Origin of the sequence: Desulfosarcina sp., from assembly GCF_041551955.1 — a bacterium.
Classification (GTDB): domain Bacteria; phylum Desulfobacterota; class Desulfobacteria; order Desulfobacterales; family Desulfosarcinaceae; genus Desulfosarcina.
In genome coordinates, this window is the sequence record NZ_JBFELV010000409.1 from 1 (window position 1) to 4,664 (window position 4,664).

At 51.8% G+C, this 4,664-nt stretch carries 4 protein-coding genes and 1 pseudogene; all 5 read left to right on the forward strand.

What is annotated here, in order from left to right; all coding sequences use genetic code 11:
* The first annotated feature begins 143 nt into the window (after positions 1–143).
* On the forward strand, positions 144–1,313 hold the full coding sequence (locus ABYV26_RS21270; protein ID WP_372683367.1) for an NAD(P) transhydrogenase subunit alpha: 1,170 nt from the start codon (positions 144–146) through the stop codon (positions 1,311–1,313).
* 18 nt (positions 1,314–1,331) lie between these two features.
* Entirely contained in the window at positions 1,332–1,631 is a 300-nt protein-coding gene (locus ABYV26_RS21275) for an NAD(P) transhydrogenase subunit alpha (protein WP_372683368.1), read from the forward strand.
* Positions 1,632–1,648: 17 nt separating this feature from the next.
* On the forward strand, positions 1,649–3,616 hold the full coding sequence (locus ABYV26_RS21280; protein ID WP_372683369.1) for an NAD(P)(+) transhydrogenase (Re/Si-specific) subunit beta: 1,968 nt from the start codon (positions 1,649–1,651) through the stop codon (positions 3,614–3,616).
* 43 nt (positions 3,617–3,659) lie between these two features.
* Positions 3,660–4,313: a hypothetical protein gene (locus tag ABYV26_RS21285; RefSeq protein ID WP_372683370.1), complete on the forward strand. Its 654-nt coding sequence runs from the start codon at positions 3,660–3,662 to the stop codon at positions 4,311–4,313.
* A 42-nt stretch (positions 4,314–4,355) separates the two neighbouring features.
* A pseudogene (locus ABYV26_RS21290) lies at positions 4,356–4,664 on the forward strand (hypothetical protein); the annotation flags it as partial.

Consider the following 4,664-nt stretch of genomic DNA (forward strand, 5'->3'; position numbering starts at 1 on the left):
CATAAAGGCAACTACTTTACAGGCGCCAATATTGCCGGTTTTATCAAAGTCGCCAACGCCATGATGGATCACGGCAACACCTGATGACCGGTAGCGAACGACATCCATAAATTTGAATGCCACTAAATAAGACGAGGTGAATTATGTTAATCGGAATTCCCAAAGAGATCTTGCCGGAAGAAAAAAGAGTCGCCGCCACACCGGAAACAGTCAGGAAATACATTGACCTGGGCTTTGACGTTGCCGTTGAATCGTCGGCCGGCGAAGGCGTACTGATCAGCGACGAAGCGTATGAAGATGCCGGGGCAACGATGGTCGCCGATGCAGAGCGTTTGTTTGCCGAAGCCGATGTGACCTTAAAGGTCAAACAACCGATCTTCAACGAACGACTGGACAAGCATGAAGTCAATATGCTTCGCGATGACAGTGTCCTGATCACCTTTCTCCATCCGGCAGCACCGGAAAGCCACGATATTGTCAAACGACTTCGGGATAAGAACATCACCGCCTTCACGATGGACGGCATCCCGCGCATCTCCCGGGCCCAGCGCATGGACGCCTTGTCTTCCATGAGTACCGTCACCGGCTATAAATCCGTGATCATGGCCGCCAACCTGTTGCCAACATTCATCCCCATGATCGGTACCGCCATCGGTACGATCAAGCCGGCAAAATTTTTAGTAGTCGGGGCCGGTGTCGTGGGACTGCAAGCCATTGCAACCGCCAAGCGTCTCGGCGGCGTTGTCAAAGCCATCGATATTCGCAAAGACGCCTGCACACAGGCCGATAGCCTGGGGGCCAAGGTGGTAGAATTCGACATTCCTCAAGAACTGGCTGTCGGCAAGGGCGGTTATGCAAATGCCCTGGAAGACGAATGGCTCGAAATTGAGCGGCGTCTGTTCATCCCCCATCTGGAAGAGGCGGATGTGGTCATCCTCAGTGCCTTGGTGCCGGGTGAAGTCGCACCCATCCTGGTTACCGAGAAAATGGTTGCCAACATGAAACCGGGCTCGGTCATTATGGATGTATCCGTCGATCAGGGAGGTAACTGCGCGATCACCGAACCAGGGCGTTTTATCCAACACCTGGGTGTCAATGTCTGCGGGATCCAGAATATCCCCGGCAGGATGGCGGTTCACGCCAGTTGGCTGTATGCCAACAACATTTACTACTATGTGGAAAATCTTTTCAAAAACGGTGTGGGAGAACTCGATCTGAAAGATGAAATTGTAGAAAGTTCTCTCGTCACCCATCGTTCAACCATCCATCACCAGGGTACACTCAAGGCCTTGCGGGGTGGTTTGTCCAACTAAGCGGAGAGAGACATACAGATGGGAAACTTACTATTGATGGCCGGCGTTTTCCTGGCATCCTTTATTATCGGTTATCTGCTGATATCCAAGGTGCCGTCATTGCTGCACACGCCCTTGATGTCCATGACCAACGCTATTTCCGCCGTTACCATACTGGGGGCGTTGATTCTGTTTTCAGTGCCAACCACCGTCCCGGTAAAACTATTGGGTTCGGTGGCGATTATTACTGCCGCTTTCAATGTGGTCGGCGGTTTTGCCATTACGGACAGGATGCTGAGGCTTTTCAAGGACAAACGCACACCGTTGAGCAACAAATAAATAAGATCATACACACTATGACACTAATCATCGATTTAATCGTTATCATTGTTCTGATAGCGGGGATATGGTTGTTTCGCGAACCCCGCAGGGCAAAGTTTGGCAACCTGATGGCAGCCTTTTCACTGACCTGTGCTTTCTTTCTGGTTCTGTACAGAAATGGGGTCATGGATGCGGGTGTCGTGGTCATCTCGCTGCTGGGGGGGGCGATCGCCGGATATGCGGTGGCACGCGCCGTCAGCATGATTCAGATCCCGGCCATGGTGGCATTCCAACACGGTGCCGGCGGCGTGGCTGCATTTCTTGTATCGCTGGTCGAACTGACCCGCAGCACCCATGCATTAGATACGGTAAGCGAAGTTTCAGGGGTGTTGGGCTTGACCATCGGTGCGTTGACCTTCAGTGCCAGTATGGTTGCCAGCGCCAAATTAGCCAACAGAATCAGGCAGACACCCCAAATCCTGCCGGGCCACAATTTACTCATGTTGTGGAATATCGGCGGCCTGTTGTTTGTTGGCGGGTCATCCTTTTATTTCACAACCGAACTGGCATGGGTTCTCTATCTTGCCCAGATCCTGCTGTCCGTTCTTTTCGGTATCTTGTTTTCGATTCGCATTGGCGGCGCCGATATGCCGGTGCTGATTTCATTTCTGAATGCCACGGCCGGTTTGGCTGCCTCATTTTGCGGGATGGTGATCGGCAACCAACTGTTGATTGCCTTCGGCGCAACCGTGGCGGCATCGGGTTCTATCCTTACCCATGTGATGTGCAAGGCCATGAATCGAAATCTTTTCAGGGTGTTCTTCCCCGAACAAAAAAAACCAAAGCGTGCCTTGGATAAAACGAGCCAATCGACCGCATTGTCCACCCCATCTGTGGTTGCAGGCAAGGGGGTGGCAGATGCGGCGCAGGATCTGAAAAAGGCGGCTGCCGTTATTCTGAAGGCCAAAACCGTGATCATCGTTCCCGGCTATGGGATGGCCCTTGCCAAAGCCCAAATGGAGGTGGCCGATCTTGCCCAACGGATGATCGCCATGGGCAAAGATGTTAAATACGCCATCCATCCGGTTGCCGGAAGAATGCCCGGGCATATGAATGTGCTCCTGGCCGAAGCCGGTGTGGATTATGACATGCTGGTGGAGATGGAAACCATCAATCCCGACTTTCAGCACACCGACCTGGTTCTGGTCGTCGGTGCTTGCGATGTGGTCAATCCCGCAGCCATCGATGTCGAGGGAACGCCCATATCAGGCATGCCGATCCTGATGGCCCATCAAGCCAAACATGTGGTGTGCTGCAACTTCGATGAAAAACCGGGCTATTCGGGTGTCGAGAACCCGTTGTACGAAAAAAGCAATACCATCATGCTGCCCGGAGATGCAAAAAAGACAGTCGATCAGCTATTGGCATCCCTGACGGACAAACAGCCTTGCGAGACGGTCGCGGATAAACCGCCTTCCAACAACAGCGCCGATGCAGTGGCTGCGCTGGCTTCGGCAAAAAATGTCGTCATTATCCCCGGATACGGCATGGCGCTGGCCAAAGCGCAGTTCGATGTGGTGGAACTGGCTTCACTTTTAGAAAAAAGAGGTGCGTGCGTAAAATACGCCATCCATCCGGTTGCCGGAAGAATGCCCGGGCATATGAATGTGCTCCTGGCCGAAGCCGACGTCGACTACGACAACCTGCTTGAAATGGATGAGGTCAATCCCCGGTTCGCCGATACGGACGTGGCCATGGTCTTTGGTGCCTGCGACGTCGTGAATCCGGCAGCCATACAAAGCGAAGGCACACCGATCTCGGGCATGCCGATTTTGATGGCCCATGAGGCACAAAAAATAATCATCTGTAATGTCGATAAAAATCCCGGTTATTCGGGCGTCGTCAACCCGCTTTACGACAGCGACAAGGCCATCATGATGCTCGGGGATGCCAAAGTTTCGGCAAAGGCTTTAATCTCGTCATTGCGATCGACGGGTGAGTGAATTGACGTTGTATTACCTCAAATATTCCGAAATGGAAATGGACATGCCTAAAAAGAACCCATCTCCCCACCCACACAGGGTTGATATCAAACACGTTCACGATTTAAACGAGCGGACTAAAGAGCTGAAATGCCTTTACGGTGCATTCAAGCTATTGGGTGTAGCGGACGACACACCCTTGGAAAAAACACTCCAGGAAGTGGTTGATCTGCTGCCCAGCGGGTGGCAATTCCCCAAAATTGCCTGTGCCCGACTGATCTTTGGCGACAAAGAATACCGTTCCGAACGATATGTCCAAAGCAACTGGATATTGACCGCTGACATTTTCCAAAAAAAGGAAAAGATCGGTTCAGTTGAGGTCGCTTATGCGGAAATGCGCCCTGAATGCTTCCAAGGCCCTTTTCTGGAAGAGGAAGTGTTCCTGTTGGAGGCGATCGCCAAACTGATCGGTCAGGTCCTTCAACGCAAAACTCTCGAAGAAGAAAAAACTAGACTTTACCTCGATATTCAGAAAAAATATGAGAAGATCCTCAGCGGATTCATCCCGATTTGCGCGTCATGCAAGAATATCCGGGATGAAGAAGGAGTGTGGCACCGGCTGGAAGCCTATGTTCAAAAGCGGACCGATGCGACATTCAGCCACGGCATCTGTCCGGCCTGTCTTAAAAAGCTATATCCCTATTTCGCAAACCGATAATCGACGGATTCCGCGGCCAATCAAATGGGAGGACACCAAAAAATGGAAAAAATGAAAGTAAGAGAATTGATGCGCCCAATTGACGAGTTTCCGCGCATTTCCAGCCAAGCCACTTTTATGGAAGCGGTGGAAGCGCTGGAGACGGCCGATCGGGAATTCCAGTTGGGGAAGGCGCCTGAAAGAATTTTGCTGGTCTACGATGTGACGGAGAAGATCGTTGGGAAACTATCCCCCATGGACGTTGTCCAGGGCTTGGAGCCTAACTACTTCAACATCGACGACCTTAAAGCCACACCCTATTATCAATTGATCCGAATGTGGCACAGACCGCTTGGTGAACTCTGTGAAAAG

Coding starts and splice junctions, on each gene's coding strand:
- ABYV26_RS21275 (WP_372683368.1), top strand. CDS start 1,332: ATGGGAAACTTACTATTGATGGCCGGCGTTTTCCTGGCATCCTTTATT.
- ABYV26_RS21280 (WP_372683369.1), top strand. CDS start 1,649: ATGACACTAATCATCGATTTAATCGTTATCATTGTTCTGATAGCGGGG.
- ABYV26_RS21285 (WP_372683370.1), top strand. CDS start 3,660: ATGCCTAAAAAGAACCCATCTCCCCACCCACACAGGGTTGATATCAAA.
- ABYV26_RS21270 (WP_372683367.1), top strand. CDS start 144: ATGTTAATCGGAATTCCCAAAGAGATCTTGCCGGAAGAAAAAAGAGTC.